This is a genomic window from Streptomyces sp. NRRL S-495, from assembly GCF_000966955.1.
Lineage (GTDB): Bacteria > Actinomycetota > Actinomycetes > Streptomycetales > Streptomycetaceae > Kitasatospora > Kitasatospora purpeofusca.
In genome coordinates, this window is the sequence record NZ_JZWY01000071.1 from 31,075 (window position 1) to 54,225 (window position 23,151).

The 23,151-nt window shown below is 72.8% G+C and carries 25 protein-coding genes and 1 pseudogene; 16 read left to right on the top strand and 10 right to left on the bottom strand.

Annotated features, from left to right (window positions below; genetic code table 11):
* Positions 1–47: 47 nt before the first annotated feature.
* From VR45_RS05080 to VR45_RS05095, 5 genes are all read left to right on the top strand, one after another.
* Entirely contained in the window at positions 48–587 is a 540-nt protein-coding gene (locus VR45_RS05080) for a DUF4383 domain-containing protein (RefSeq protein WP_045938462.1), read from the top strand.
* Between the two features lie 33 nt (positions 588–620).
* Positions 621–974, top strand: coding sequence for a cytidine deaminase (locus VR45_RS05085; RefSeq protein WP_030395781.1), 354 nt, complete (start codon positions 621–623; stop codon positions 972–974).
* Between the two features lie 126 nt (positions 975–1,100).
* Positions 1,101–1,259 (top strand): hypothetical protein, encoded by a 159-nt coding sequence (locus tag VR45_RS46685; protein ID WP_157855342.1) that lies wholly within the window; start codon positions 1,101–1,103, stop codon positions 1,257–1,259.
* Positions 1,260–1,314: 55 nt separating this feature from the next.
* Positions 1,315–2,244: a GTPase Era gene (era, locus tag VR45_RS05090; protein WP_045938463.1), complete on the top strand. Its 930-nt coding sequence runs from the start codon at positions 1,315–1,317 to the stop codon at positions 2,242–2,244.
* An 85-nt stretch (positions 2,245–2,329) separates the two neighbouring features.
* Positions 2,330–3,043 (top strand): alpha/beta fold hydrolase, encoded by a 714-nt coding sequence (locus VR45_RS05095; RefSeq protein ID WP_045938464.1) that lies wholly within the window; start codon positions 2,330–2,332, stop codon positions 3,041–3,043.
* A 43-nt stretch (positions 3,044–3,086) separates the two neighbouring features.
* Here VR45_RS05095 and VR45_RS05100 read toward each other — a convergent pair whose 3' ends face one another.
* Both VR45_RS05100 and VR45_RS05105 read right to left on the bottom strand, forming a co-directional pair.
* Positions 3,087–3,353, bottom strand: a complete 267-nt coding sequence (locus tag VR45_RS05100; RefSeq protein ID WP_030395784.1) for a protealysin inhibitor emfourin — start codon at positions 3,351–3,353, stop codon at positions 3,087–3,089.
* Positions 3,354–3,420: 67 nt separating this feature from the next.
* Positions 3,421–4,446 carry a M4 family metallopeptidase gene (locus tag VR45_RS05105; RefSeq protein ID WP_045938465.1) on the bottom strand — a complete coding sequence of 342 codons (1,026 nt, stop codon included), beginning with the start codon at positions 4,444–4,446 and terminating at the stop codon, positions 3,421–3,423.
* Between the two features lie 371 nt (positions 4,447–4,817).
* Here VR45_RS05105 and leuA point away from each other — a divergent pair, with 371 nt between their 5' ends.
* From leuA to VR45_RS05125, 4 genes are all read left to right on the top strand, one after another.
* The gene (gene leuA / locus VR45_RS05110; protein ID WP_045938466.1) at positions 4,818–6,614 is read left to right on the top strand and encodes a 2-isopropylmalate synthase; all 1,797 of its coding nucleotides are present in this window, start codon (positions 4,818–4,820) and stop codon (positions 6,612–6,614) included.
* Between the two features lie 424 nt (positions 6,615–7,038).
* The gene (locus VR45_RS05115) at positions 7,039–7,548 is read left to right on the top strand and encodes a TerB family tellurite resistance protein (protein WP_234325839.1); all 510 of its coding nucleotides are present in this window, start codon (positions 7,039–7,041) and stop codon (positions 7,546–7,548) included.
* A 299-nt stretch (positions 7,549–7,847) separates the two neighbouring features.
* Positions 7,848–8,594 carry a DNA repair protein RecO gene (recO, locus tag VR45_RS05120; RefSeq protein WP_045938468.1) on the top strand — a complete coding sequence of 249 codons (747 nt, stop codon included), beginning with the start codon at positions 7,848–7,850 and terminating at the stop codon, positions 8,592–8,594.
* A gap of 4 nt (positions 8,595–8,598) precedes the next feature.
* Positions 8,599–9,444: an isoprenyl transferase gene (locus tag VR45_RS05125; protein WP_045938469.1), complete on the top strand. Its 846-nt coding sequence runs from the start codon at positions 8,599–8,601 to the stop codon at positions 9,442–9,444.
* A gap of 135 nt (positions 9,445–9,579) precedes the next feature.
* Here VR45_RS05125 and VR45_RS05130 read toward each other — a convergent pair whose 3' ends face one another.
* The 4 genes from VR45_RS05130 to VR45_RS05145 are packed head-to-tail and all read right to left on the bottom strand — an operon-like array spanning position 9,580 to position 12,818.
* Complete coding sequence (locus tag VR45_RS05130) at positions 9,580–9,990, bottom strand: Fur family transcriptional regulator (protein WP_045938470.1); 411 nt, start codon at positions 9,988–9,990, stop codon at positions 9,580–9,582.
* 35 nt (positions 9,991–10,025) lie between these two features.
* Complete coding sequence (locus tag VR45_RS05135) at positions 10,026–10,946, bottom strand: metal ABC transporter permease (RefSeq protein ID WP_045938471.1); 921 nt, start codon at positions 10,944–10,946, stop codon at positions 10,026–10,028.
* Positions 10,943–11,776 (bottom strand): ATP-binding cassette domain-containing protein, encoded by an 834-nt coding sequence (locus VR45_RS05140; protein WP_045938472.1) that lies wholly within the window; start codon positions 11,774–11,776, stop codon positions 10,943–10,945. Before VR45_RS05140 ends, VR45_RS05135 begins: the two co-directional genes overlap by 4 nt.
* Positions 11,777–11,789: 13 nt before the next feature.
* Complete coding sequence (locus VR45_RS05145; protein WP_045938473.1) at positions 11,790–12,818, bottom strand: metal ABC transporter substrate-binding protein; 1,029 nt, start codon at positions 12,816–12,818, stop codon at positions 11,790–11,792.
* Positions 12,819–13,009: 191 nt separating this feature from the next.
* On the opposite strand from VR45_RS05145, the gene VR45_RS05150 reads away from it, so the two are divergent.
* Positions 13,010–14,392 (top strand): glycine--tRNA ligase, encoded by a 1,383-nt coding sequence (locus tag VR45_RS05150; protein WP_030395794.1) that lies wholly within the window; start codon positions 13,010–13,012, stop codon positions 14,390–14,392.
* Between the two features lie 225 nt (positions 14,393–14,617).
* Positions 14,618–15,163, top strand: a complete 546-nt coding sequence (locus VR45_RS05155; protein WP_045938474.1) for a hypothetical protein — start codon at positions 14,618–14,620, stop codon at positions 15,161–15,163.
* Positions 15,164–15,233: 70 nt separating this feature from the next.
* Here the strand turns inward: VR45_RS05155 and VR45_RS05160 are convergent, their stop codons facing one another.
* Both VR45_RS05160 and VR45_RS05165 read right to left on the bottom strand, forming a co-directional pair.
* Positions 15,234–16,448 carry a hypothetical protein gene (locus VR45_RS05160; RefSeq protein WP_159394115.1) on the bottom strand — a complete coding sequence of 405 codons (1,215 nt, stop codon included), beginning with the start codon at positions 16,446–16,448 and terminating at the stop codon, positions 15,234–15,236.
* A 190-nt stretch (positions 16,449–16,638) separates the two neighbouring features.
* The gene (locus VR45_RS05165) at positions 16,639–17,229 is read right to left on the bottom strand and encodes an NADAR family protein (protein WP_045938476.1); all 591 of its coding nucleotides are present in this window, start codon (positions 17,227–17,229) and stop codon (positions 16,639–16,641) included.
* Positions 17,230–17,409: 180 nt separating this feature from the next.
* Here VR45_RS05165 and VR45_RS05170 point away from each other — a divergent pair.
* From VR45_RS05170 to VR45_RS05180, 3 genes and pseudogenes are all read left to right on the top strand, one after another.
* Positions 17,410–17,823 (top strand): annotated as a pseudogene (locus VR45_RS05170) (VOC family protein); the annotation flags it as partial.
* A gap of 289 nt (positions 17,824–18,112) precedes the next feature.
* Positions 18,113–18,652, top strand: a complete 540-nt coding sequence (locus VR45_RS05175; RefSeq protein WP_045938478.1) for a sigma-70 family RNA polymerase sigma factor — start codon at positions 18,113–18,115, stop codon at positions 18,650–18,652.
* Between the two features lie 32 nt (positions 18,653–18,684).
* The gene (locus VR45_RS05180) at positions 18,685–18,918 is read left to right on the top strand and encodes a hypothetical protein (RefSeq protein WP_234325840.1); all 234 of its coding nucleotides are present in this window, start codon (positions 18,685–18,687) and stop codon (positions 18,916–18,918) included.
* Positions 18,919–18,978: 60 nt separating this feature from the next.
* Here VR45_RS05180 and VR45_RS05185 read toward each other — a convergent pair whose 3' ends face one another.
* A complete protein-coding gene (locus VR45_RS05185) occupies positions 18,979–20,478 on the bottom strand; it encodes an MFS transporter (protein ID WP_234325841.1) in 1,500 nt (499 codons plus the stop codon).
* 100 nt (positions 20,479–20,578) lie between these two features.
* Between VR45_RS05185 and VR45_RS05190 the strand changes: the two genes are divergently transcribed.
* A complete protein-coding gene (locus tag VR45_RS05190; protein ID WP_045938480.1) occupies positions 20,579–21,478 on the top strand; it encodes a helix-turn-helix transcriptional regulator in 900 nt (299 codons plus the stop codon).
* 419 nt (positions 21,479–21,897) lie between these two features.
* Here the strand turns inward: VR45_RS05190 and VR45_RS05195 are convergent, their stop codons facing one another.
* The gene (locus VR45_RS05195) at positions 21,898–22,488 is read right to left on the bottom strand and encodes a hypothetical protein (protein WP_045938481.1); all 591 of its coding nucleotides are present in this window, start codon (positions 22,486–22,488) and stop codon (positions 21,898–21,900) included.
* Between the two features lie 134 nt (positions 22,489–22,622).
* Between VR45_RS05195 and VR45_RS05200 the strand changes: the two genes are divergently transcribed.
* Positions 22,623–23,151 (top strand): sensor domain-containing protein (locus tag VR45_RS05200; protein ID WP_199925903.1); only part of this gene is annotated, 529 nt, incomplete at its 3' end.

Here is a 23,151-nt window from a genome sequence, read left to right on the forward strand (position 1 = left end):
GGCCCGACAACCAACAGCCAGGCGCTACGACCGAGTCGGAGGTCGCCATGAAGCTGCAGGACGAATTGCCCGTCGACCACAGACTGGTGCTGGTGTGGCGGATCGGGGCGGGGCTCGGCGGGGTGTTCCTGATCGTGTTCGGCTGCCTGGGGCTGGCCGACCACCCGGGATTCCTGTCCACCGAGGGCAACGAGATCGCCGGTATGTCCACCAACGGCGCGCTGAGCGTCCTGTCCATCGTGATGGGCGGGGTGCTGGTGGTCGCCGCGGTCATCGGCGGCAATGTCGCCGCCAATGTGAACATGGCGGTCGGCGTGCTGTTCGTGCTGTCCGGGTTCTACGGGCTGACCGTGCTCGGCCGCTCGGACGCCAACATCCTGAACTTCGGGATCCGCAACGTGGTCTTCGCCTTCGCCTTCGGCGTGGTGATCACCACCTTCGGGATGTACGGACGGGTCAGCAGCCACCTGCCGCACGACAACCCGTACTGGCGCAAGCGGGCGGCGGACGAGGTGCCGATGCCCAACGGTCCCAAGACCTTCGTGAAGGTGATCCGGCCCGGTCCGCCCAACCCGGTCGGCCACTGAGGGCCCCGGTCGGCGGGGCCTATGCTCCTGGGCATGAGTGACATCGTCGAGCTGGACCCCGAAGACAAGAAGATCATCACCCTGGCCCGCTCCGCCCGCGCCCGCAACGGCGTCCCGGAGGGGGCCGCGGTGCGTGACGAGACCGGCCGGACGTACGTGGCCGGGACGGTCGCGCTGGAGTCGCTGCGGCTGAGCGCGGTGCAGACGGCGGTGGCGATGGCGGTGGCCAGCGGTGCGAAGTCGCTGGAGGCGGCGGCCGTGGTGTCCGAGGCGGAGCAGCCCGCCGAGGCCGATCTGGCGGCGGTGCGGGACCTCGGCGGCGCGGGCACCCCGCTGCTGCTGGCCGGGCCGGACGGGGTGCTGCGGGTCTCGGTCGAGGCCCGCTGAGCGCTCGCGGCGCGGCCGGTGCCCGGGGTTCGCGCCCCGGGCACCCGTGCGTTCGGGCACCCCAGGACCGGGCGGATAATCTCACCGGGGACGGGCGGGGAATCCGCACGGTGAGGGGGCTGGGCGATGGGGCCGTACGCGTTCTTCGCGGGACTGCTGCTGGGCGTGATGGGCATGGGCAAGTGGCAGGAGACCGGCTCGCCGTTCTGGCTCTGGGGCTCGGTCTCCTTCCTGCTGATCGTCCTCGGCTGGGGGCTGGGCTCGCTGTTCGGCGGGAAGAAATGACCGGCCCGGACGCCGGTGGCGGTCCCCTCGCGGGTGATCAGGGAGAATGGGGTCCATGAGTGCCCCTTCCTCCTCGTACCGCTCCGGCTTCGCGTGTTTCGTCGGCCGGCCCAACGCGGGCAAGTCGACCCTGACCAACGCTCTGGTGGGGACGAAGGTCGCGATCACCTCCGACCGCCCGCAGACCACCCGGCACACCGTCCGCGGCATCGTGCACCGCCCGGACGCCCAGCTTGTGCTGGTCGACACCCCCGGCCTGCACAAGCCGCGCACCCTGCTCGGCGAGCGCCTCAACGACCTGGTCCGCAGCACCTGGGCCGAGGTCGACGTGATCGGCTTCTGCCTGCCCGCCGACCAGAAGCTCGGCCCCGGCGACAAGTTCATCGTCAAGGAACTCGCCGAGATCAAGAAGACCCCCAAGGTCGCCATCGTCACCAAGACCGACCTGGTCGACTCCAAGCGGCTCGCCGAGCAGCTGATCGCCGTCCACCAGCTCGGCGCCGAGCTGGGCATCGAGTGGGCCGAGATCATCCCGGTCTCGGCGGTCGGCGAGAAGCAGGTGGACCTGGTCGCCGAGCTGATCACCAAGCTGCTCCCGGAGGGCATGCCGCTCTACCCGGACGGCGACCTCACCGACGAGCCCGAGCAGATCATGGTGGCCGAGCTGATCCGCGAGGCCGCCCTGGAGGGCGTCCGCGACGAGCTGCCGCACTCGCTGGCCGTCGTGGTCGAGGAGATGCTGCCGCGCGAGGGCCGCCCGGCCGACCGGCCGCTGCTCGACATCCACGCCAATGTGTACATCGAGCGGCAGAGCCAGAAGGCGATCGTCATCGGCGCCAAGGGCGCCCGGCTCAAGCACGTCGGCACCACCGCCCGCAAGCACATCGAGGCGCTGCTCGGCACCCCGGTCTACCTGGACCTGCACGTCAAGGTGGCCAAGGACTGGCAGCGGGACCCGAAGCAGCTGCGCAAGCTCGGGTTCTGATCGGCGGCGGGCTCCGACCGACGGAAGGCTCCGATCGACGGAGGGCTCCGGCCGACGGCGGGGGCGGGGCGGCGAGGGGGCGGGGATGAAGCTGAACACGCGTGAGTGGGGCACCGGCGACCGGGTGGCCCTGCTGGTCCACGGGATCATGTCCGACCACCGCAGCTGGCGGTCGGTCGGCCCGGCGCTGGCCGGGCGCGGCTACCGGGTGATCGCGGTCGACCTGCGCGGCCACGGCGCCAGCCCGCGCGGGGAGGGCGCCGCCCCGGTGGACCGCTACGGGCCCGAGCACTACGCCCAGGACCTGGTGGACACCCTGCCGGCGGGCGCGGACCTCGCGATCGGCCACTCCCTCGGCGCCCTGACCCTGCTGCACGCGGTGGACCGGCTCCGGCCGGCCCGGGCCGTCTACTCCGACCCGGCCTGGCGGTTCGCCCGGCCCGGCCTCTTCGACCCGGCCGTGTTCACCCAGTTCAAGGCGGCCACCCGGGAGCAGATCGGCGTGCTCAGCCCGCGCTGGGCCGCGGCGGACGTCGAGGTCGAGCTGGCCACCCTCGCCGCCTGGGACCCGGACACCGCGCTCGCCCTCTCCGCCCTCGCGGACCGGGCCGCGCTGCCCGGCGCCCCGGTGGTGCCGTCCCTGGTGCAGCTGGCCGACAACAGCTGGCTGATCGGGCCCGAGGACGCCGCGACGCTGCGCGGCCTGGGCTACGAGGTCCGTACGGTGCCCGGCGCCGGGCACACCATCCACCGGGACGACCTCCCGGGCTTCCTGGCCTCGCTCGACGGCTGGTTGTGACGCCCGGCTGTGACGCCCGGCCGTGGCAGCTGGGAGGGGCCGGTCAGGCACCCTCGCGCAGGACCAGCGAGACCAGCTCCCGCTGGGACTCGGTGAGCTTGGGGTCCGCGCAGTGCACCGTGCGCCCGTCGACGGTGATCGCGTAGTGGTAGCCGTCCGGCACCCCGTAGGAGGGCGCGCGCAACCCGCCCGCGACGGCCTCGCGGGCGAGCGCGTGCACGTGCGGGGCGTCCACCCGCTCGGTGGTGTCGAGCTCAGCGCGGCGGACGTGTCCCGCGAGGCCGCCGGTCCGGGTCACCTGGATACGCATGGTGTCCATGGTGCTACCCAGGGATGGCGTTTGCCGGTGTTTTTCCGGACCTTGACCCAATCGCCACTCAGGTCGGGCTGATGCCGACCTTCGCCCAGGACGCGGTCACCGTGTCCGCGACCTCCGGCTCCGGGTAGCGGGCCTTCGCGGCCGCCACGGTGGCCCGGGCGAAGGCCGTGAAGTCGGCGTCGGCGGGCAGCCGCCGACCGGTCAGCGCGTCGTACCAGATCTGGCCCGCGCGCTCCCAGGACCGGCCGCCGAGCGCGGTGGCGAGCAGGTAGAACGCGTGGTTGGGGATGCCCGAGTTGATGTGCACGCCGCCGTTGTCCTGGCCGGTGCGCACATAGTCGCGCATGTGCGCGGGCTGGGGGTCCTTGCCGAGCCGGGGGTCGTCGTACGCGGTGCCGGGCTCCTTCATCGAGCGCAGCGCCACGCCCTGCACCCCGGGGGCGAGCAGTCCGGCGCCGATCAGCCAGTCCGCGTCGGCGGCGTCCTGGAGCAGCGCGTACTGCTTGACCAGGGAGCCGAAGACGTCGGAGACCGACTCGTTGAGCGCGCCCGGCTGGTCCCGGTACTCCAGGCCCGCGGTGAACTGGGTGACGCCGTGGGCGAGCTCGTGGCCGATGACGTCGATGCAGGCGGTGAAGTCGCCGAACACCTCGCCGTCGCCGTCGCCGAAGACCATCCGCCGGCCGTCCCAGAAGGCGTTGTCGTAGTCCTGGCCGTAGTGGACGGTGGCGTCCAGGCGCAGCCCCCGGTCGTCGATGGAGCGCCGGCCGTAGACGGTGGAGAACAGGGTCCAGGTCGCGCCGAGGCCGTCGTAGGCGTGGTTGACGGACTGGTCCGGGACGGCGCCCTCGCCCTCCCGGCGGACGGTGCGGCCGGGCAGGCGCTCGCGGTGCGCGGCGTCGGAGATCACCCGCTCCAGCCGGTCGGCGGCGGCGGCCCGGTCCGGCAGGGCGGCGGTGAGCCGCGCGGCCCGGTGCGCGGCGTCGAGGGCGAGGGAGCGGGCGGCGGGCTCGTGACCGTCCTCGGCGAGGCGGTCCAGGACGTACGGCGGAACGATCGCGCAGAGCGTCGGTTCGGCTGTCATGTGGCCCAGGGTGAGGCATTGATGACGTGTTGTCACCGGCGCGGACAGGATTGCGCGCCGCTCGGGCCGGGCCGCGCGCCGCCGGGGGAGCCGTCTCAAGGGGTGGGAAGACCGCCCGGGCCGCTTCGGGGTCGTGCGGCGCTGGGTTAGGCTGGTTCGCATCATGCGCATCGGGCTGCTTCTTCTTAGCTGCCGCGTCGAGGGCCTGTAGTCCATCAGGGGCCGGCTTCCCTCGCCGCGGGGACTGTGCTGCGCGCTGATTTCGGGCGATCCGAGAGCGGGTCGTGAGCGGCAGCAGGCCGGCCGAGTCGGGTGACACCTCACCCCGACCCGCCCGCACCACGCATCACAGGAAGCCGAGACTCACCTCCATGACCGAGCAGAGTTCCGCCGCGCCCATCCCTGCCGCTCGCGCCTTCGTCGACCGTCCGACCCCGATCACCGCCGCCTCGGTACGCCAGCAGCCGTCCGGGATGCGGCACGGCCGCTACCTGCCGTTCGGCGCCGTCGACCTGCCGGACCGCACCTGGCCGAACCAGGTGATCACCAAGGCGCCGCGCTGGCTGTCCACCGACCTGCGGGACGGCAACCAGGCGCTGATCGACCCGATGTCCCCGGCCCGCAAGCGCAAGATGTTCGACCTGCTGGTGGCGATGGGCTACAAGGAGATCGAGGTCGGCTTCCCGTCGTCCGGGGCCACCGACCACGCCTTCGTGCGCTCGCTGATCGAGGAGGGGGCGATCCCGGAGGACGTCACCATCTCGGTGCTGACCCAGGCGCGCGAGGAGCTGATCGAGAAGACCGTCGAGTCGCTGGTCGGGGCGCCGCGGGCGACCGTGCACCTGTACAACGCGACCGCGCCGCTGTTCCGCCGGGTGGTGTTCCGCAACGACCGGGCGGCCACGAAGGCGATCGCCGTCGACGGCACCCGGCTGGTGATGGAGTACGCGGAGAAGCTGCTGGGCGACGACACCGCCTTCGGCTACCAGTACTCGCCGGAGATCTTCGTCGACACCGAGCTGGACTTCGCGCTGGAGGTCTGCGAGGCGGTGATGGACGTCTGGCAGCCGGGCGAGGGCCGCGAGATCATCCTGAACCTGCCGGCCACCATCGAGCGGGCCACCCCGAACGTCCAGGCCGACCAGTTCGAGTGGATGTCGCGCCACCTGTCGCGCCGCGAGTTCGTCTGCCTGTCGGTGCACCCGCACAACGACCGGGGCACCGCGGTGGCCTCCGCCGAACTGGCCTACATGGCCGGCGCCGACCGGATCGAGGGCTGTCTGTTCGGGCAGGGCGAGCGGACCGGCAACGTCGACCTGGTGACCCTGGGCATGAACCTGTTCTCGCAGGGCATCGACCCGCAGATCGACTTCTCCGACATCGACGAGGTCCGCCGCACCGCCGAGTACTGCAACCAGATGGAGGTGCACCCGCGCCACCCGTACGCCGGCGACCTGGTGTACACCTCCTTCTCCGGCTCCCACCAGGACGCCATCAAGAAGGGCTTCGACGCCCTGGAGGCGGACGCCGCCGCCGCGGGCGTGCCGGTCGAGCAGCACACCTGGGGCGTGCCGTACCTGCCGATCGACCCGAAGGACGTCGGCCGCACCTACGAGGCGGTCATCCGGGTCAACAGCCAGTCCGGCAAGGGCGGTGTGGCGTACGTCCTGAAGAACGACCACAAGCTGGACCTGCCGCGCCGGATGCAGATCGAGTTCTCCCGGATCATCCAGGCCAAGACCGACGCCGAGGGCGGCGAGGTCACCCCGGCCGAGATCTGGCGGGTCTTCGAGGACGAGTACCTGCCGACCACGGGCAACCCGTGGGGCCGGATCTCGCTGACCGGTTCGCGCACCCTGACCACCGAGGACGGCCGGGACGCGCTGACCGCCCACGCGGTGGTGGACGGGGCGACGGTCAGCCTGGCCGGTACCGGCAACGGCCCGGTCTCGGCCTTCGCGGACGCGCTGGCGCAGATCGGCGTGGACGTCCGGGTGCTGGACTACGCGGAGCACGCGCTGAGCGAGGGCGGCGACGCCCAGGCCGCCGCCTACGTGGAGTGCGCGGTGGACGGCCGGGTGCTGTGGGGCGTCGGGATCGACAGCAACACCGTGCTGGCCTCGCTGAAGGCGATGATCAGCGCTGTCAACCGGGCGCAGCGCGGTTAGTTCGTACGGGTAAAAGTTGTCGGGCCGTCCCCTGCGGGGCGGCCCGGCGGCGTTCCCGGACGTCGCGGGGCGGTCGTCCGGCCGGGGGCGCTCCGCCTGTGTCCTGCGCCACATTTTTTGTCGGATCGGGCCGTTCGAGGTACTGACACGTGTCGGCAACCGTGGCAACATCGTCCCACCGGTAAGCCGGGTCGGTGGGACGGCCCGGTGGCCGGTCGCGTGACCTGCCCATTGTTGTGCAGGCCGCCTGCCATGTCTGGGGAGTGGCGCCGTGACAGGGATGTGGGGTGTTCGCCCGCGGTGGCGGACTGATGTTCTCGGTGACTTCTTCTGCCCGGGCTGCGGCGGGGACCGCAACTACCGCCGGCAACACGGCCGGCGGTGGCTGCGGCTGCTGGGGACCCCGGTGCTTCCGCTCGGACCGGTGATCGGCAGCGTGCAGTGCACCAGCTGCCACGGCCGGTTCGGGGTGGAGAGCCTGGAGCAGCCCACCTGCGTGCGCCTGGGCGGGATGCTGCGCGACGCGCAGTACACCGTCGCGCTGGCGATGCTGGCGGCCGGCGGCACCGCCCACCGCGCGGCCCGCGAGGCGGCCTGCGGGGCGGTCCGGGACGCCGGGTTCGAGGACTGCGGCGAGGCGCAGGTGCTGGCCGCACTGGCCGCGCTGTCCGGACTCGGCGGCGAACTGTACGACGCGCACGGCATGTCGGGCGGGCTGGCCGTGGAACTGCACGCGGTCCTGGAGCCGCTGGCCCCGCACCTGGCCCGGCCGGGCCGGGAGCGGCTGTTGCTGCAGGGGGCGGCGATCGCCCTGGCCGACGGTCGGTACCGGCCGCAGGAGCGGGAGGCGTTGGCCGCGATCGGGCGCTGTCTGGACCTGCCGCACGCGCGGGTCGGGGCGCTGCTGGAGGCGGCGACCCGGGCGCCGTACTAGCGCTCCGGTCCTCGGTCCTGGTCCTTTCTCCGTCCCCGGCGACCCCTCGGTCCCCTCTCCTGCGGCACCTCCTCTCTCCTTCAGCACCTCCTCCCCCCGACCCCCACCGACCCCCACAACCGGGCCCCTTCCGCCCCCGGCCCCCGGCCGGTGGCATCCCCACGGCCGGGGCCCGCCGTGACCCGCACCGCTCGGCGAGCCCCCACGGCCCCGGTGCGGGCACACGGCTGTCCGCCGCTGGGGGACAATGGTGGGATGTCCACACTGTTCCAGGGCCGCCGCGGCGGTGAGGCGGGCGCATGAGTCTCTTCCGCGACGACGGCGTGGTGCTCCGGGCGCAGAAGCTCGGTGAGGCGGACCGGATCATCACCCTCCTCACCCGCCACCACGGCAAGGTGCGCGCGGTGGCGCGCGGGGTGCGCAAGACCAAGTCGAAGTTCGGCGCGCGCCTGGAGCCGTTCTCGCACGTGGACGTGCAGTTCTTCAGCCGGAACAGCGAGCTGATCGGCCGCGGCCTGCCGCTCTGCACCCAGGTGGAGACGATCGCCCCGTACGGCGGCTCGATCGTCACCGACTACGGCCGGTACACCGCGGGGACGGCCATGCTGGAGACGGCGGAACGGTTCGCCGAGAACGAGGGCCAGCCGGCCGTCCAGCAGTACCTGCTGCTGGTCGGCGGCCTGCGCACGCTGGCCGCCGGGGTGCACGAGTCGCACCTGGTGCTGGACGCCTTCCTGCTGCGCTCGCTCGCGGTCAACGGGTACGGCGCGACCTTCGACGACTGCGCCAAATGCGGCATGGAGGGACCCAACCGGTTCTTCTCGCTCCAGGCCGGTGGCGTGCTCTGCCCGGACTGCCGCGTGCCCGGATGTGCCGTACCCTCCCCTGAGACACTGGTACTGCTCGGCGCGTTGTTGTCAGGGGACTGGCAGACGGCGGACGCCTGCGAGCCGAGGTACTGGCGGGAAGGCAGCGGACTGGTCGCGGCCTATCTGCAGTGGCACCTGGAGCGGGGTATCCGCTCGATGAGATACGTGGAGAAGTGAGCACATGGCAGCGCGACGGCTCTTCGGCGGCGGCAAGCAGAGGGAGTACCTCCCCCCGACCCCGCACCCCAGCGGCGCCCGGCCCCCGAAGATCCCCGGCGAGCTGGTCCCGGGCCATGTCGCGATCGTCATGGACGGCAACGGCCGCTGGGCCAAGGAGCGCGGGCTGCCCCGCACCGAGGGCCACAAGATCGGCGAGTCCGTCGTGCTGGACGTGCTCAAGGGCGCGATCGAGCTCGGCGTGAAGAACATCTCGCTGTACGCGTTCTCCACCGAGAACTGGAAGCGCTCACCCGACGAGGTGAAGTTCCTGATGAACTTCAACCGCGACGTCATCCACCGCCGCCGCGACGAGATGGACGCGATGGGCGTGCGGGTGCGCTGGGCCGGCCGGATGCCGAAGCTGTGGAAGAGCGTCGTCCAGGAGCTCCAGGTCGCCGAGGAGCAGACCAAGGACAACGACGCCGTCACGCTGTACATGTGCGTCAACTACGGCGGCCGGGCCGAGATCGCGGACGCCGCGGCGGCGATCGCGGCCGATGTCGCGGCGGGCCGGCTGGACCCGAAGAAGGTCAACGAGAAGACCCTCACCAAGTACCTGTACCACCCGGACATGCCGGACGTGGACCTGTTCCTGCGCCCCAGCGGCGAGCAGCGGACGTCGAACTTCCTGCTCTGGCAGTCGGCCTACGCCGAGTTCGTGTTCCAGGACGTGCTCTGGCCGGACTTCGACCGCCGGGACCTGTGGCGGGCCTGCGAGCAGTACGCGATGCGCGACCGCCGGTTCGGCGGGGCGATCCCGAACGAGGCGCCGGCCGAGCTGGTCACCGAGGTGCCGGCGCAGCGCTGAGGCGGTGCGGGGCTGAGGCGGTGCCCGGGTCGAGCCGGAGCGGCGTTCGGTGCGGCGTTCGGTGCGGCGCTGGGTCCGAGCGTGGAGAAGGGCCCGTGGGAGGTGACTCCCGCGGGCCCTTCTGCGTTCCGGTGCTCAGACCTTGGCGGCGCACTCCGCGCAGGTGCCGAAGATCTCCAGGGTGTGCGCGATGTCGCTGAACCCGTGCTCGGCGGCGACCGAGTTGGCCCAGCGCTCGACGGCCGGACCCTCGACCTCGACGGTGGCGCCGCACTGGCGGCAGACCAGGTGGTGGTGGTGCCCGCTGCTGCACCGGCGGTAGACGGCCTCACCGTCGGCGGTGCGCAGGACGTCCACCTCGCCGGCGTCGGCGAGCGACTGGAGCGTCCGGTAGACGGTGGTCAGACCGACCGAGTCCCCCCGGTGCTTCAGCATGTCGTGGAGCTCCTGGGCACTGCGGAAGTCCTCGATCTCGTCCAGGACCGCCGAGACGGCGGCGCGCTGCCGGGTCGATCGGGCTCGCGGCGACGGGCCTGCGGTGGTCACCGTGGGTCCTCCTGCTGGTGTGGGCGACTGGCACCTCATTGTGCCAGCCCCGCACTGGGCGCCGGAGTGGTCGTGTCGACCCGCTCCGGGCCGGGCAGTCGGACGTCGCAGACCTGCGGTCCGTTCTCCTGGGTGTCGCGGTGGCGGCGGCGGGCGAGGGGGGCGGCGATCGCGCCGAACACCGCGAACACGACGATGGCCAGCAGCACGATGGCCGGGCCGGAGGGCACGTCCAGCTGGTAGGAGCCGGTGACACCGGCCAGCGCGACGAGCACGCCGACCGCGATCGAGCCGGCCTGGGTGGCGGCGAAGGAGCGGGTGAGCTGCTGGGCGGCCGCGACCGGAACCACCATCAGGGCGCTGACCAGCAGCAGGCCGACCACCCGCATGGCGACGGTGACGGTGACCGCGGCCATCACCGCGAGCAGCAGGTTGAGCAGGCGCACCGGGACGCCGGTGACCCGGGCGAAGTCCTCGTCCTGGCAGATCGCGAACAGCTGGCGGCGCAGGCCCAGGGTGACGGCGACGACGACGGCGCCGAGCGCGCCGATGGTGGCCAGGTCGGCGGGGGAGACGGTCAGGATGGAGCCCCAGAGGTAGCTCTCCAGCGAACCGGCGCCGGCCTGGGCGGACTTGGAGACCAGCAGCTTGCCGCAGGCCATGCCGCCGTAGAAGAGCATCGCGAGGGCGATGTCGCCGCGCTGGTTGCCGCGCGCGCGGACCAGTTCCATGGTGACGGCGCCGAGCACGCAGACCGCCACGGCCATCCAGACCGGGCTGGTCTGGAAGATGAAGCCGAGGCCGACGCCGGTCATCGCGACATGGCCCATGCCGTCGCCCATCAGTGCCTGGCGCCGCTGCACCAGGTAGATGCCGACGGCGGGGGCGGTGATGCCGACCAGTACGGCGGCGATCAGCGCCCGCTGCATGAAGTCGTAGCTGAGCATCTCGGTCATGACAGCAGTCCCCGGGGTCGGTCGTGTTCGTGGCCGTGGTCGGCGTGCGGATGGACGTGGTCGTGCCCCGGCAGGGCGTGCAGACCGGTGTTGGGAACGGGTGGGCCGTCGTGCGCGACGCAGCCGTCGCGCAGCACCACGGCCCGGTCGATCAACGGCTCCAGCGGCCCGAGTTCGTGCAGCACCAGCAGCACGGCGGCGCCGCGCGCGACCTCGGCGCGCAGGGTGTCGGCGAGCACCTGCTGGCTGGCGGCGTCCACCCCGGCCATCGGCTCGTCCATGATCAGCAGATCGGGGGCGCCGGCCAGGGCGCGGGCGATCAGCACCCGCTGCTGCTGGCCGCCGGAGAGGTCGGCGACCCCGTCCCTGGCCCGGTCGAGCATGCCGACGGCGGCCAGCGCGCGGTCCACGGCGGCGCGGTCCGCGCGGCGGAACGGCAGCAGCCGGTGCAGGGGCAGCCGGCCGGTGGAGACGACCTCCCGGACGGTGGCCGGGACACCGGAGGCGGCGGTGGTGCGCTGCGGCACGTAGCCGATCCGGTGCCAGGCGCGGAACCGGGCGAGCGGGGTGCCGAACAGTTCGAGCGTGCCGCGCTCCAGCGGGACGGCCCCGGTGACGGCCTTGACGGTGGTGGACTTGCCGGAGCCGTTGGCGCCGAGCAGGGCGACCACCTCGCCGGGGCGGACGGTGAGGTCGACGCCGCGCAGCACCGGCCGTCCGCCGCGCGAGGCGACGGCGTCGTGGAGGCGGACGGCCGGGGGCGCCGGGGATGCCAGGGGTGCCGGGGAGGCCAGGGGTGCCGGGGAGGTCAGGGGTGCCGGGGAGGTCATATCGGTGGTCCCGTCAGCTGGTGGGTGCGGCGGTTGCGGGCGCGGCCGGCGCGTCGGTGCCGAGGGCGGTCCGCAGGTTGGCCAGGTTCTGCCGCATGACCGAGAGGTAGTCGTCCTTGGCCGGGTCCTTGACGCCCTCCAGCGGGTCGAGGACGGCGGTCCTGAGCCCGAGGTCCTTGGCAACGGTGTCGGCGAGCTTGGGGCTGACCAGGGTCTCGAAGAAGATCGTGGTGACGCCGTTCTCCTTGGCGGCCTTCTGGACGTCGGCGAGGCGGGCCGGGGTGGGCTCGGACTCGGGGTCGACGCCGTTGATGGCGACCTGGGTGAGGCCGTAGGCCCCGGCGAGGTAGCCGAAGGCGGCGTGGCTGGTGACGAAGGTGCGGTTCCGGACGTCCTTCAGTCCGTCCTTGAACTCCTGGTCAAGGGCGGTGAGCCGGCCGACCAGCTCGTCGGTGTTCTTCCGGTAGTCCTCGGCGTGGGCCGGGTCGGCCTTGGCGAACTCGTCGCCGACGCTCCTGGCCACCGCCGCGTAGCGGGTCGGGTCGAGCCAGATGTGCGGATCGCCGGCGGCCCCGTCGTGGTCGTGGCCGTCGTGGCCATCGCCGCTCTGCCCGTCGCTGCCGTGGTCGTGCCCGTCGCCCTCGGCGTGGCCCTCGGCGAGGTGGTGGTCCTCCAGCGGGGCGGCCGCGGTGGCGTCGATCTTGTGCTTGGAGCCGGAGCCGGCGACCGCCTTGTCGACGGTGGGCTGCAGGCCCTTGAGGTAGACGATCGCGTCGGCCTTCTTGACCGCCCCGACCTGCTTGGCGGTGAGTTCGAGGTCGTGCGGCTCGACGCCGGCGGCGGTGAGGTCGGTGACCTTCACGTGCTCGCCGCCGATCCGGTCGGCGAGGAACTCCATCGGGTAGAAGGACGCGACGACGTTCAGCTTGCCTTCCGCGCCCTGGGCGCCGCCGCTGCTGCCGCAGGCCGTCAGGGTCAGGCCGGCGGTGAGGGCGGTGGCGGTCAGGGCTATGGCGCCGCGAGTACGTCGTCGGATCATCATGACAACCATTCTCAGATTAGATGGAAATGATTGTCAAATCACTCGGACGGGTGAACGGGTGGTGACGGTGAGTGGGCCGGTGCCGGAGATACCGATTTGAACCCCGTACCCATATGGCCGGTAACCTGAGGTATTCGGGTACGCGCAACCAGCCGTGCCCTGACCGTGCCGTACGTACTGAAGAGAGCACTGTGGCAGCCGACAAGATCGAGACGATCGTCAGCCTGAGCAAGCGCCGTGGCTTCGTCTACCCCTGCAGCGAGATCTACGGCGGCACGCGTGCCGCCTGGGACTACGGTCCGCTGGGCGTCGAACTCAAGGAGAACATCAAGCGTCAGTGGTGGCGCGCGATGGTGCAGGCCCGTGAGGACGTCGTCGGACTCGACTCGTCGGTGATCCTGGCCCGTGAGGTCTGGGAGGCGTCCGGCCACGTCAAGACCTTCAACGACCCGCTGACCGAGTGCCTCTCCTGCCACAAGCGCCACCGGGCCGACCACCTGGAGGAGAAGTACGAGGCCAAGCACGGCTTCCCGCCGCCGAACGGCCTCCAGGACGTCAACTGCCCGGACTGCGGTGTCAAGGGCCAGTTCACCGAGCCCAAGGACTTCTCGGGCATGCTGAAGACCCACCTCGGCGTCACCGAGGAGGCGAGCGGCCTGGCCTACCTGCGCCCGGAGACCGCCCAGGGCATCTTCACCAATTTCAAGGCCGTCCAGACCACCTCGCGCAAGAAGCCGCCGTTCGGCATCGCCCAGGTCGGCAAGAGCTTCCGCAACGAGATCACCCCCGGCAACTTCATCTTCCGGACCCGTGAGTTCGAGCAGATGGAGATGGAGTTCTTCGTCAAGCCGGGCGAGGACGAGCAGTGGCACGAGTACTGGCTCCAGCAGCGCTGGGACTGGTACGTCGGCCTCGGCCTGCGCACCGACAACATGCGCCTGTTCGAGCACCCGAAGGAGAAGCTCTCCCACTACGCCAAGCGCACGGTGGACATCGAGTACCGCTTCAACTTCGGCGGCACCGAGTTCTCCGAGCTGGAGGGCATCGCCAACCGCACCGACTACGACCTGACGGTGCACAGCGAGGCCTCCGGCCAGGACCTCAAGTACTTCGACCAGGAGTCCGGCGAGCGGTACTTCCCGTTCGTCATCGAGCCGGCGGCCGGTCTCAACCGCGCCATGCTGGCCTTCCTGATCGACGCCTACTTCGAGGACGAGGCGCCGAACGCCAAGGGCGTCATGGAGAAGCGCGTCGGCATGCGGCTCGACCCGCGGCTGGCCCCGGTCAAGGTCGCGGTGCTGCCGCTGTCGCGCAACGCCGACCTCTCGCCGAAGGCCCGCGGCCTGGCCGCCGACCTGCGCACCGCCTGGAACGTCGAGTTCGACGACGCCGGTGCCATCGGCAAGCGCTACCGCCGCCAGGACGAGATCGGCACGCCGTTCTGCGTGACGGTCGACTTCGACACCCTGGAGGACAACGCGGTGACCGTGCGCGAGCGCGACACCATGACGCAGGAGCGCGTCTCGCTCGACCAGGTGAAGTCCTACCTGGCGGCGCGGCTCATCGGCTGCTGACGTCGGCGGGCCCCGGCGCCCGCGGTCTTCCGTGCGAACCCCCGTTCGCCCCGGTTTCCCCGGGGCGGGCGGGGGTTCCGCGTTGAAGGGGGGTGCGCTGTTGCGGGGGAAGCCGCGTCGGTGGGTGCTGTTTCCGGAGTTGCCGCTTCGGGGTTCGGTCGCTGTGATGATCGGCTAATCTCCGCTCCGGGCCGCCGGACCGGCCCCAGCTACGGGGAGGTTGGGATGGCAGATCCATGGGCGATCGCGTCGGGTGTCGGCGCCCTGGCTTCGGTCGCGGGGGCCTGGGCGGTCTACCGGGGACAGACCCGGCAGGTGGACTTCGAACTCGCCCGGACGCTCCACCTCGACCTGACGAGCGGTGAAGTGGCGCTGGCCCGCTACGTCCTGGTTGCCTTCCGCCGGGGACAGCAGCCCTACGGACCGGAGGTGCTCGCGGCCTACTTCACGATGCTGTGGTGCTTCGAGCGCGTCCTCCAGGGCCGACGGTCCATGATCCGGTCGCCGCTCGACCGGGTCCGCCGCAGCTCTCCCGTGCGCTTCCTCGACGAGGCCATCGCCATGCATGTGGCGAGCTGGGAGCGGAACCTGCCGGAGATCCGGCGCCGGTTGATCGAGGCCCTGGCCGAGGTGCACGGCGACGAGCTGCGCGACCGGGGCCTCTCCGCCAAGTTCGAGGCGCTCGCCGGGGCGCTGCGTTCGGCCGGGGTGATGCCGACGCCGTCCCCCGTCACCCTTCCTCCGCAGGGGGAGTCCGCCCCCGCCTCGTGAGGGGTGGGTGGGGCGGGCGCCGACCGAGGGGGGCAGACGCCGGTCGGGCGCCGGCCGGGTGGGCCCGGGCTCAGCGGCGGCCCCAGCGGGAGCGGGGGCGGTTGGCCGGGGTGGTGGGGAGACCGGCGGTACGGAGTGCGGCGAGGGTGGTGCGGTGCTGAGCGGGGTCCGCGAGCAGAGGTGTGAGCAGCGCCTCGTAGAGGTCGGTCCGACCGGCCAGCGCGCCGGCGAGCCGGACCAGTTCGGCCGGTGGGCGCAGCGTCGCCAGCTCGCCCAGCAGCAGCGCGGGCAGCGGCGCGGGGAGTGTGGTGGCCAGGGCGGTGAGGTCGCCGGTGGGACGGCCGGCGGCCTGACGCAGCAGGGTCCGGGCGTCGGCGGCGCGGTCCGCCCGGTGGAGGACGGTGGCGAGGGCGGCCAGCTCGGCGGTCGGGGCGGAGCCCCATTCCCAGAGCAGGGTGGCGCCGTCGGCGTGCTGCCCGGCCCGTTCCAACCCGTCGAGCAGGGCCGGCAGGTCGGCGGCGGGGCAGGAGCGCAGCGCGTTGAACAGGTCCCCGGCCTCCTCGGCCAGTCCGGCCCGGCGCAGCTCGGCGAGGGTGGCGGCGGCGTGATGGGGACTGCCGTGGACGGCGCTGCGGGCGAGGTGGAGGGAGGCGCCGGTCGGTCCCCGGTGGGCGAGTCGGGAGGCCAGTGCGGCGGTGTCCTCCGGGGTGAGGTGCTCGGCGGCCTGGCCGAGGATGTCGGCGGCCTCGGTCGGGGAGGCCTTCCGGTACAGGCCGGTGATGCGCTCGGCGAGGGCGGCGAGCTCACCGGGGGAGCGGTGGCGCGGTGGTGCGGGTGGTGCGGGTGCGGGTGCGGGCCCGGGTGAGGGTTCGGGGCTGGTGGGCGTGGGGTGAATGTCCTGGTGAGCGTCGGTGGGGCCGCCGTCCGGTATGCCGTCCGGGGTGCCCGCGCCGGTCCCGGACCGCTCCCCGCCCCCGACCCGTGGCGACGGCTGCCGCAACTGCTCCTCCAGGGTCTTCAACCGGTCGCTCAGCTCCAGGCAGCGTGCACCCAGCCCTTCGCGCAGCGTCCGCGCCTGGGTCAGCTGCCGCAGCAACTCGCCGTCCACCCGCTGCCGGTCGGGCAGTGACCGGACGGCTTCGGCGAGCCGCCGCTCGCGTTGCACCGCGTACTGTCTGGCACGCAGTAATTCGTCCAACTGGGCTCTGAGTTCGAGAGCGTCCTGCTCGCTCGCACCGATGCCCGCGTCCGGGACGAGGGGCTGTTCCGTGTGCCGTGTACGCATGATCACCGCAACCTGTCCAACTTGACCCTGACGGCCAGTCATCCTGGCGTTGAAATACGGCGCTGGAGTTACGGCAGTGCGTCCACAGTCTTGCGAGTGGTGTCCGGGGGCGCATGGGGCGCACGGATCGCGAGCGACCCGGCGCGCGCTTGCTGTCCGTGCGCCTCCCGGCCTGAGGCGCCGGTCCGGCTCACTGCTCGGTCGCGGCGAGCCGGGCGCGGGCCTCCATGAGGGCGAAGCCGAGCAGGTTCTCGCCGCGCCACTCGGCGGGCCGCTCGGCGCGCTCGTTCTCCGCGCCGAGGCCGATGCCCCAGATCCGGTCGAGCGGGCTGGCCTCCACCAGGACCCGCCGGGCGGTCGACAACAGGTAGGCGCGAAGCCCGGCGTGGCCGCCGAACTTGGCGACGTTGCCCGTGACGACCAGTTCGAAGCGCCCCGCGCGCCAGACGGCGTCGTCGAAACCGCGGACCTGACGGCCCAGCTTCTTCGCCTCCGCCGCGCTCGGTGCGGCCAGGATCAGGGCGAGCGTCCTGCTGTCGTCGAACATCCGGGCCTTGCCCGCCATCATCCAGTGCTCGGCGGTCCGGTACTCGACACCGTCGACGGCGAATGGGTGGTCGGGCCACCACTGGCTCAGCACACCGGGGCCGAACGACCCGTCCCGCTGCGGCTGATGACCCCAGAACAGCAGCCACTTGGCCCGGGCGCCGGCCGCCACGGCCGCGGTCAGGGCGGCGCGGTCGCGGGTGTCGGCAGGATCGATCGTGCGTTCGTCGTTCATATCGTCATGCTGACACAAAGGGGTTCGGTGCGGCGAGCGGGTTTTCCGTCGGGTCCTAGGGTTCCGCGGATGTCGGGCCGTGCGGCGCGCCACCGGTGCCGATGTCGCGGGCCTGAAATGAAGGCGGTCCCAGCGCGGTTGTCGGTGGGGCGCCTTCCGCTTTCCTCCAGAGGAGCCGAGATGTCCCAGCCGTCCGAAGCCTCCCCCGCCGTGCGTGAGCTCCGCCTGGTGGTCACGGCCGCCGACTACGAGCAGGCGCTGCACTTCTACCGCGACGTCCTCGGGCTTCCTGAACGCGCCGCCTTCGCCTCGCCCGACGGGCGGGTCACCATCCTGGAGGCCGGTCGCGCGACCCTGGAGATCGCCGATCCGGGCCACGCCGACTTCATCGACGAGGTCGAGGTCGGCCGACGCGTCGCCGGCCATCTCCGGGTCGCCTTCCAGGTCGACGACTCCGCCGTCACCACCGCCGAACTCGCCGCCGCCGGTGCCGAGGTGATCGCCGAACCCGTCCGCACCCCCTGGAACTCCCTCAACTCCCGCCTCGAAGCCCCCGGGGGCCTCCAGCTCACCCTCTTCACCGAACTCGGCGAAGGCGGTGAGGTCGGCGAAGGCGGCGAGGTCGGTGAAGGCGGTGAGGTCGGCGAGGGTGGTGAGGTCGGCCAGGCCGGTGGAGGTGGCGTGGTCGGCGACCCGGCGACGGAGTGACCCTCGGTCGTGGTGGGGTGAATCCTTTCCTGGGGTCGGCGCCTCTTATGGACGGCTTCGGTGAGGACCGGGGCGGACGAGGAGGTTGTGACGATGGTCTGGGCGGCTGTGGCGGTCGGTGTGCTGCTGGTCGGGGCGTGCAGCGTGACGGTGCTGCGGAAGTGGGGGCGGCGGCGTGGCTGAGGTGCGGGAGTGGCCGGGGAGTTCGGTGGTGGCCGCGGCGCAGGACGGTGATGTGGAGGCGATCGCCGCGCTGGTCTCGGGGGCGCATCCGCATGTGCGGCGGTTCGCCCGGTCGCTCTGCGCCACGCCGGAGGACGCCGAGGACGCGGCACAGGAGGCGCTGATCATCCTCTACCGCAAGATCGGGATGCTGCGGGCGACCGGGGCGCTCGCCTCGTGGATGTTCCGGATCGTGCGGAACGAGTGCCTGCGGCGGGCGCGTTCGGCGCTGTGGGAGCGTCCGGTGGTCGGGGCGGCGCCGTACCGGTCGGCCGAGGACGAGGTGCTGGGGCGGCTGGAGGCCGGGCGGGTGGCGGAGGCGATCGCGGCGTTGCCGGAGGATCAGCGACGGGTGCTGGTCATGCGGGACGTCCAGGGGCTCAGCGGGCGGATGGTCGCCGATGCGCTGGGGCTGAGCACCGCGGCCATGAAGTCGCGGTTGCACCGGGCGCGGGCGGCGGTCCGGGCGGTCACCGTCGGAGGGGAGTGGTGAAGGGCGGAACTTCGGGGTATGCCAGCCGGACGGTGGCGGGGCATCTGGTGCGGGGCGGGGTCGGGTTCGGCGCGCTGGTGGGGGCGTTCGTGCTGCTGCCGTTCGCCGGGCCGGTGGCGCTGCTCCTGTTGCCGCTCGGGATGGTCGCCCTGCGTGGGTGTCCGACCTGCTGGGTGGTCGGGCTGCTGGAGACGGTGTCGCGGGGGCGGCTGCGGCGTGAGTGTGTCGACGGGCGGTGCGAGCTGCGTCCTGCCGGGGCGGATTAGGCCCCGTCGTGGCCACCCGGAGCGGGTGGCCACGACGGAAGGAGGACCCAGGGCCGGCCGTCAGCCGATGGAGCGGGGGAGGCGGGTCGTCAGGTAGAGGACAGTGAAGGACCCCAGGAGCTGGATGCCGAGGCAGAGGGCGAGCGCGCGGTCCATGCCCAGCGTGGGGGAGAGGCTCAGGTAGAGGGTGCCGAGGGTGGCGACGCCCAGGGCGAGGCTGGACTGCTGACTGGTGGCGAGGACACCGCTGCCCACACCCGCCCGTGCGGCGGGGACCTTGGAGAGGACGACGCGGAACAGCGGGGTGCCGATCAGGCCCTGGCCGATGCCGGCGAGCGCGACGCCGGGGGCCATCCGCAGCGGGGAGAACCCGTTCCAGTCGGCGAGCACGGTGACGGCGAGGGTGACGAGGCCGAGGGCCTGGACGGCGGCGCCGGCGGTCAGGACCCGGCTGCCGAAGCGGCCCATGAGGCGCGGGCCGGAGAGCGAGGCGGTGAAGTAGCCGACGGCCATCGGGACCAGTGCCCAGCCCGCCGCGACCGGGCCGAGGTGCAGGCCCTGCTGGAGCGCGACCGCGATGACGAACATGAAGCCGCCGAAGCCGCCGAAGTAGGGGAGGGCGATGCCGAGGCCGCGCCGCATCTCGGGGATGCGCAGCAGGGTGGGCGGCACCAGCGGGGCGCCGCCGAGGCGCTCGGCCCGGCGCTCGACCAGGGCGAAGGCGGTGGCGAACACGGGGAACAGGGCGAGCAGCAGCCAGGACCACAGCGGCCAGCCGGCGGCGCGGCCCTCCATCAGCGGCACCAGCAGGGCGAGCAGGGCGGCGGTGAGCAGCACCGTCCCGGCGACGTCGACCTTGGCGCCCTGCGGGGCGCGGCTCTCCGGGACGAAGCGCAGGGCGAGGACAAGGGTGAGCAGGGCGAAGGGGACGTTCAGCAGGAAGACCGAGCGCCAGCCGGTGCCGAAGAGGTCGGCGGCGACCAGCATCCCGCCGAGGACCTGCCCGATGACCACCGAGATGCCGCCGACCGCGCCGTAGACCGAGAGGGCGCGCCCGCGCCGGGCGCCGTGGGTGGCGGCGGTGATGGTGCCGAGGACCTGGGGGATCAGCAGGGCGGCCGACGCGCCCTGGGCGGCCCGGGCGGCGACCAGGCTCCATGCTCCGGGGGCGAGTCCGCAGGCGAGCGAGGTCACGGCGAAGGCGGCCGCTCCGACCACGAAGAGGCGGCGCCGGCCGAAGAGGTCGCCGAGTCGTCCGCCGAGGACGAGGAGGACGGCGAAGGCGATGCCGTACCCGGCGGCGACCAGCTCCAGGACGGCGGGTCCGGCGGCGAGGTCGTGGTCGATGGTCGGCAGGGCGACATTCACTATGAAGAAGTCAAGCATCGGGAGGAACGCCCCGAGCAGGACGGTGACCAGTCCGGCTGTACCGAGGGAAGGAGAGGAGGGGGAGGAAGGAGTAGGGGAGAGGGGGGAGGCCGGGGCGGTGGTGCTGCCGGGTGAAGCGGCTGAGGTGGCGGTGGGGACGAGGGGCCTGGTGGCGGTCAGTTGCTGGGTCACGGTCATACGATCCGCTGTGCCGCACCCTGGTACCAGAGTGTGCTTATCCAGGTATAAGAAGTACCTGGCAACAGGATGAGCTGTGCCGCATGCTGGTGGAATGAGTCTGACCGCCGTCACGGCAACCACCGGGAAAGTGCCCGCCGATCCTCGGCGGCAACAGCTGGCGGCGTTCCTGCGCAGTCGCCGGGAGCGGATCACCCCCGAGCAGGTGGGGTTGCCGCCGACCGGTCGGCGGCGGACGCCGGGGCTGCGCCGTGAGGAGGTGGCGCAGATCGCCGCCGTCGGGGTCACCTGGTACACGTGGCTGGAGCAGGGGCGAGAGATCCAGGTGTCCGTGCAGGTGCTGGACGCGGTGGCGCGCGCCCTGCTGCTCGACCCCAGTGAGCGGGCCCATCTGTTCACCCTGGCCGGCGCGGAGGATCCGGCGCCGGTGCGGGAGTGCCCGACCGTCACGCCCGCGGTCCGGATGACGCTGGACCGGATGGCCCCCTACCCGGCCGCGGTGATCAACTCCCGCTACGACGTGCTGGCCCACAACGCCCAGTACACGGGGATCGTCGGCGATCTGGCCGCGCTGCCGCCCGAGGACCGCAATCTGATGTGGCTGGCCTTCACCCCCTCGCGCTTCCGTGAGGTGCTGGTGGACCACGAGGAGGAGCGGGACGTCATGGTCGCCCGGTTCCGGTCCGGGATGGGCGACCACGGGGCCGAGCCCGCCTGGCGGGCGCTGCTCTGCCGGTTGCGCAAGGCCTCTCCGGTGTTCGACGCGGCCTGGCAGCGGCACGACGTCCTGCGGCCGGGCAACGGCCTGAAGCGCTTCCTGGTACCGGAGGTGGGGCTGCTGCGGCTCGACTACACCAGCCTCTGGCTCGGTCCGGTCCAGGGGCCGCGGATGATCGTCTACACCCCGAAGGACGAGGAGACCGCCGCGCTGCTGACGAGGCTTCCCACCCGGCTGCCGTCGGCCGTGGCGGGGGCGGGGGTGCCGCTCGGCTGACGGTCGCCCGGTGCGGGCCAGGCCGAGGGCCAGGCAGAGCGCGGCCAGCGGGAGCTCGACACAGCCCGCCATGATCAGCGCGGCGAGCGTCTCCTGGCCCGGCAGCGCGGTGGCGATGTCGATCAGGGCGTCGCCCGCGAGCAGCAGGGCCACCACCGCGGCCGGTCCGGCGGCGGCCGGTCCGGCGGCGGCCGCGCCGCGGCGGCGCAGCCCGGCGTCGAGCCGGAGCAGGGCGGCCAGTTCGCACAGGTCGAAGGCGGCCCACGCGGTGTCGCCCGCGGCCACGAGCAGGGCCGTCCAGGGCAGCAGCAGGAAAGCGGCGAGCGCGGGCACCCGCTCGGCGAGCGGGCCGAGCACGGGACGGCCGGCCCGTGCGCCGCGCGGCGCGAAGGCGGGGGTGAAGCCGAGGACGGCGGTGCTCATCGGCCACCCCCGGCGGCGCCGCCGACGCGGGCCCGGCCCAGCGGTGACCGCTCGGGGGCGGCACCGCCCGCCTCGACCAGCACACCGTCGAACACGCCCTTGCCCCAGGCGAGCCAGAACTCCCCGCCGACGGTGACCACCTCGGCCGCGCGGACGACCGGGGCGGGCCGGCCGGGCAGCCGGAGCAGCCGTCCGCCGGTGAACCCGACGACCGGGACCGCACCGCCTCGCGGCAGCCGCCCCCAGGCGAGACCGTGCCGGGAACGGCGGCGCCCGCCCGCTCCGGCCCCGGCCCCGGCCCAGGAGCGGGCCCCGCGCAGCAGACCGCCGGTGAGGCGGGTCGCGACCAGAACGTCCACCAACTCGTCGTGCTCGTAGACCTCCAGGGCCGCCCGGCCGCGGGACCGGCCGGCCCGGACGCTGCGCACCGACCACGGACCGGCGGCCGGGTGGGCCGGGCCCCGCAGGCCGGCGGGTCCGACCGGAAGCCGCCCCTCTGCCGGGTCGGCCGTGGCGGCCGCGGCGGTGGCGCCGAGGGTCGGACGCCCGTGCGGCAGATCGGCGGAGTGCGATGCGTAGCTCGTCATGCCCTCAAGACTGGCCGTCCCGAGCAGCGTTGTCGGTAGTGCACCGATCCGAATCGGGGGTGTACCCAGCTTCACCATTTCTCGGCACCGACCTTCATGGTGACGGTGGATCACGGCACTCTAGGCTGTCCGCCATGCTCTCCACGAAGCCGCGCCGTGCGCTCATCGGGGGCGCCGTCCGGCCCCCGTGGCCTGCGGCGTCCTGGCGGGACGCCCGGTTCCTCGCCGCCGGAATCCCGCTCTCCCTTCCCGTCTGGCTGACCGTCACCGTCCCCAAGGTGTCGCTGTTCCTCGTGGGCGTGATCCTGCTCGGGATCCGCCTGCTCTCCGCCGCGCAGCGCGCCCGACTGCGGGCGCTGCGCGGGGTGGACGTCCCGCCGCTGCTGCGGCCCGCCGGCACCTCGGCCGGCGCGGTGACCACGCTGCGCACCGCCGTGAGCTGGCGCCAGGTCGGCTACCACCTGGTGGTCGGTCCACTGGTCGCGCTCGGCGCGCTGGCCGTGCTGTGGGGGTGGGGCGCGGCCGTGGTGGCCTCGACGGTCTTCGGCTGGGCCTGGATGATGCCGTCCTCCTCGCCGGTCGCGGACCACTGGGCCAAGCTGGACGTCCCGCTCACCGTCGGCGGCGTGGCGCTGCTGGCGGTCCTGCCGTGGGCGGTCCGGC

What these genes read in the sequence shown, in the direction of transcription:
- VR45_RS05085 (WP_030395781.1), top strand. Translation starts at nt 621, where the DNA reads ATGAGTGACATCGTCGAGCTGGACCCCGAAGACAAGAAGATCATCACC.
- VR45_RS05165 (WP_045938476.1), bottom strand. Translation starts at nt 17,229, where the DNA reads ATGAACGACGAACGCACGATCGATCCTGCCGACACCCGCGACCGCGCC.
- recO (WP_045938468.1), top strand. Translation starts at nt 7,848, where the DNA reads ATGAGTCTCTTCCGCGACGACGGCGTGGTGCTCCGGGCGCAGAAGCTC.
- VR45_RS05135 (WP_045938471.1), bottom strand. Translation starts at nt 10,946, where the DNA reads ATGACCGAGATGCTCAGCTACGACTTCATGCAGCGGGCGCTGATCGCC.
- VR45_RS05140 (WP_045938472.1), bottom strand. Translation starts at nt 11,776, where the DNA reads ATGACCTCCCCGGCACCCCTGACCTCCCCGGCACCCCTGGCCTCCCCG.
- VR45_RS05160 (WP_159394115.1), bottom strand. Translation starts at nt 16,448, where the DNA reads ATGCGTACACGGCACACGGAACAGCCCCTCGTCCCGGACGCGGGCATC.
- leuA (WP_045938466.1), top strand. Translation starts at nt 4,818, where the DNA reads ATGACCGAGCAGAGTTCCGCCGCGCCCATCCCTGCCGCTCGCGCCTTC.
- VR45_RS05125 (WP_045938469.1), top strand. Translation starts at nt 8,599, where the DNA reads ATGGCAGCGCGACGGCTCTTCGGCGGCGGCAAGCAGAGGGAGTACCTC.
- VR45_RS05195 (WP_045938481.1), bottom strand. Translation starts at nt 22,488, where the DNA reads ATGACGAGCTACGCATCGCACTCCGCCGATCTGCCGCACGGGCGTCCG.
- VR45_RS05190 (WP_045938480.1), top strand. Translation starts at nt 20,579, where the DNA reads ATGAGTCTGACCGCCGTCACGGCAACCACCGGGAAAGTGCCCGCCGAT.
- VR45_RS05095 (WP_045938464.1), top strand. Translation starts at nt 2,330, where the DNA reads ATGAAGCTGAACACGCGTGAGTGGGGCACCGGCGACCGGGTGGCCCTG.
- VR45_RS46685 (WP_157855342.1), top strand. Translation starts at nt 1,101, where the DNA reads ATGGGGCCGTACGCGTTCTTCGCGGGACTGCTGCTGGGCGTGATGGGC.
- VR45_RS05100 (WP_030395784.1), bottom strand. Translation starts at nt 3,353, where the DNA reads ATGCGTATCCAGGTGACCCGGACCGGCGGCCTCGCGGGACACGTCCGC.
- VR45_RS05145 (WP_045938473.1), bottom strand. Translation starts at nt 12,818, where the DNA reads ATGATGATCCGACGACGTACTCGCGGCGCCATAGCCCTGACCGCCACC.
- VR45_RS05080 (WP_045938462.1), top strand. Translation starts at nt 48, where the DNA reads ATGAAGCTGCAGGACGAATTGCCCGTCGACCACAGACTGGTGCTGGTG.
- era (WP_045938463.1), top strand. Translation starts at nt 1,315, where the DNA reads ATGAGTGCCCCTTCCTCCTCGTACCGCTCCGGCTTCGCGTGTTTCGTC.
- VR45_RS05105 (WP_045938465.1), bottom strand. Translation starts at nt 4,446, where the DNA reads ATGACAGCCGAACCGACGCTCTGCGCGATCGTTCCGCCGTACGTCCTG.
- VR45_RS05155 (WP_045938474.1), top strand. Translation starts at nt 14,618, where the DNA reads ATGGCAGATCCATGGGCGATCGCGTCGGGTGTCGGCGCCCTGGCTTCG.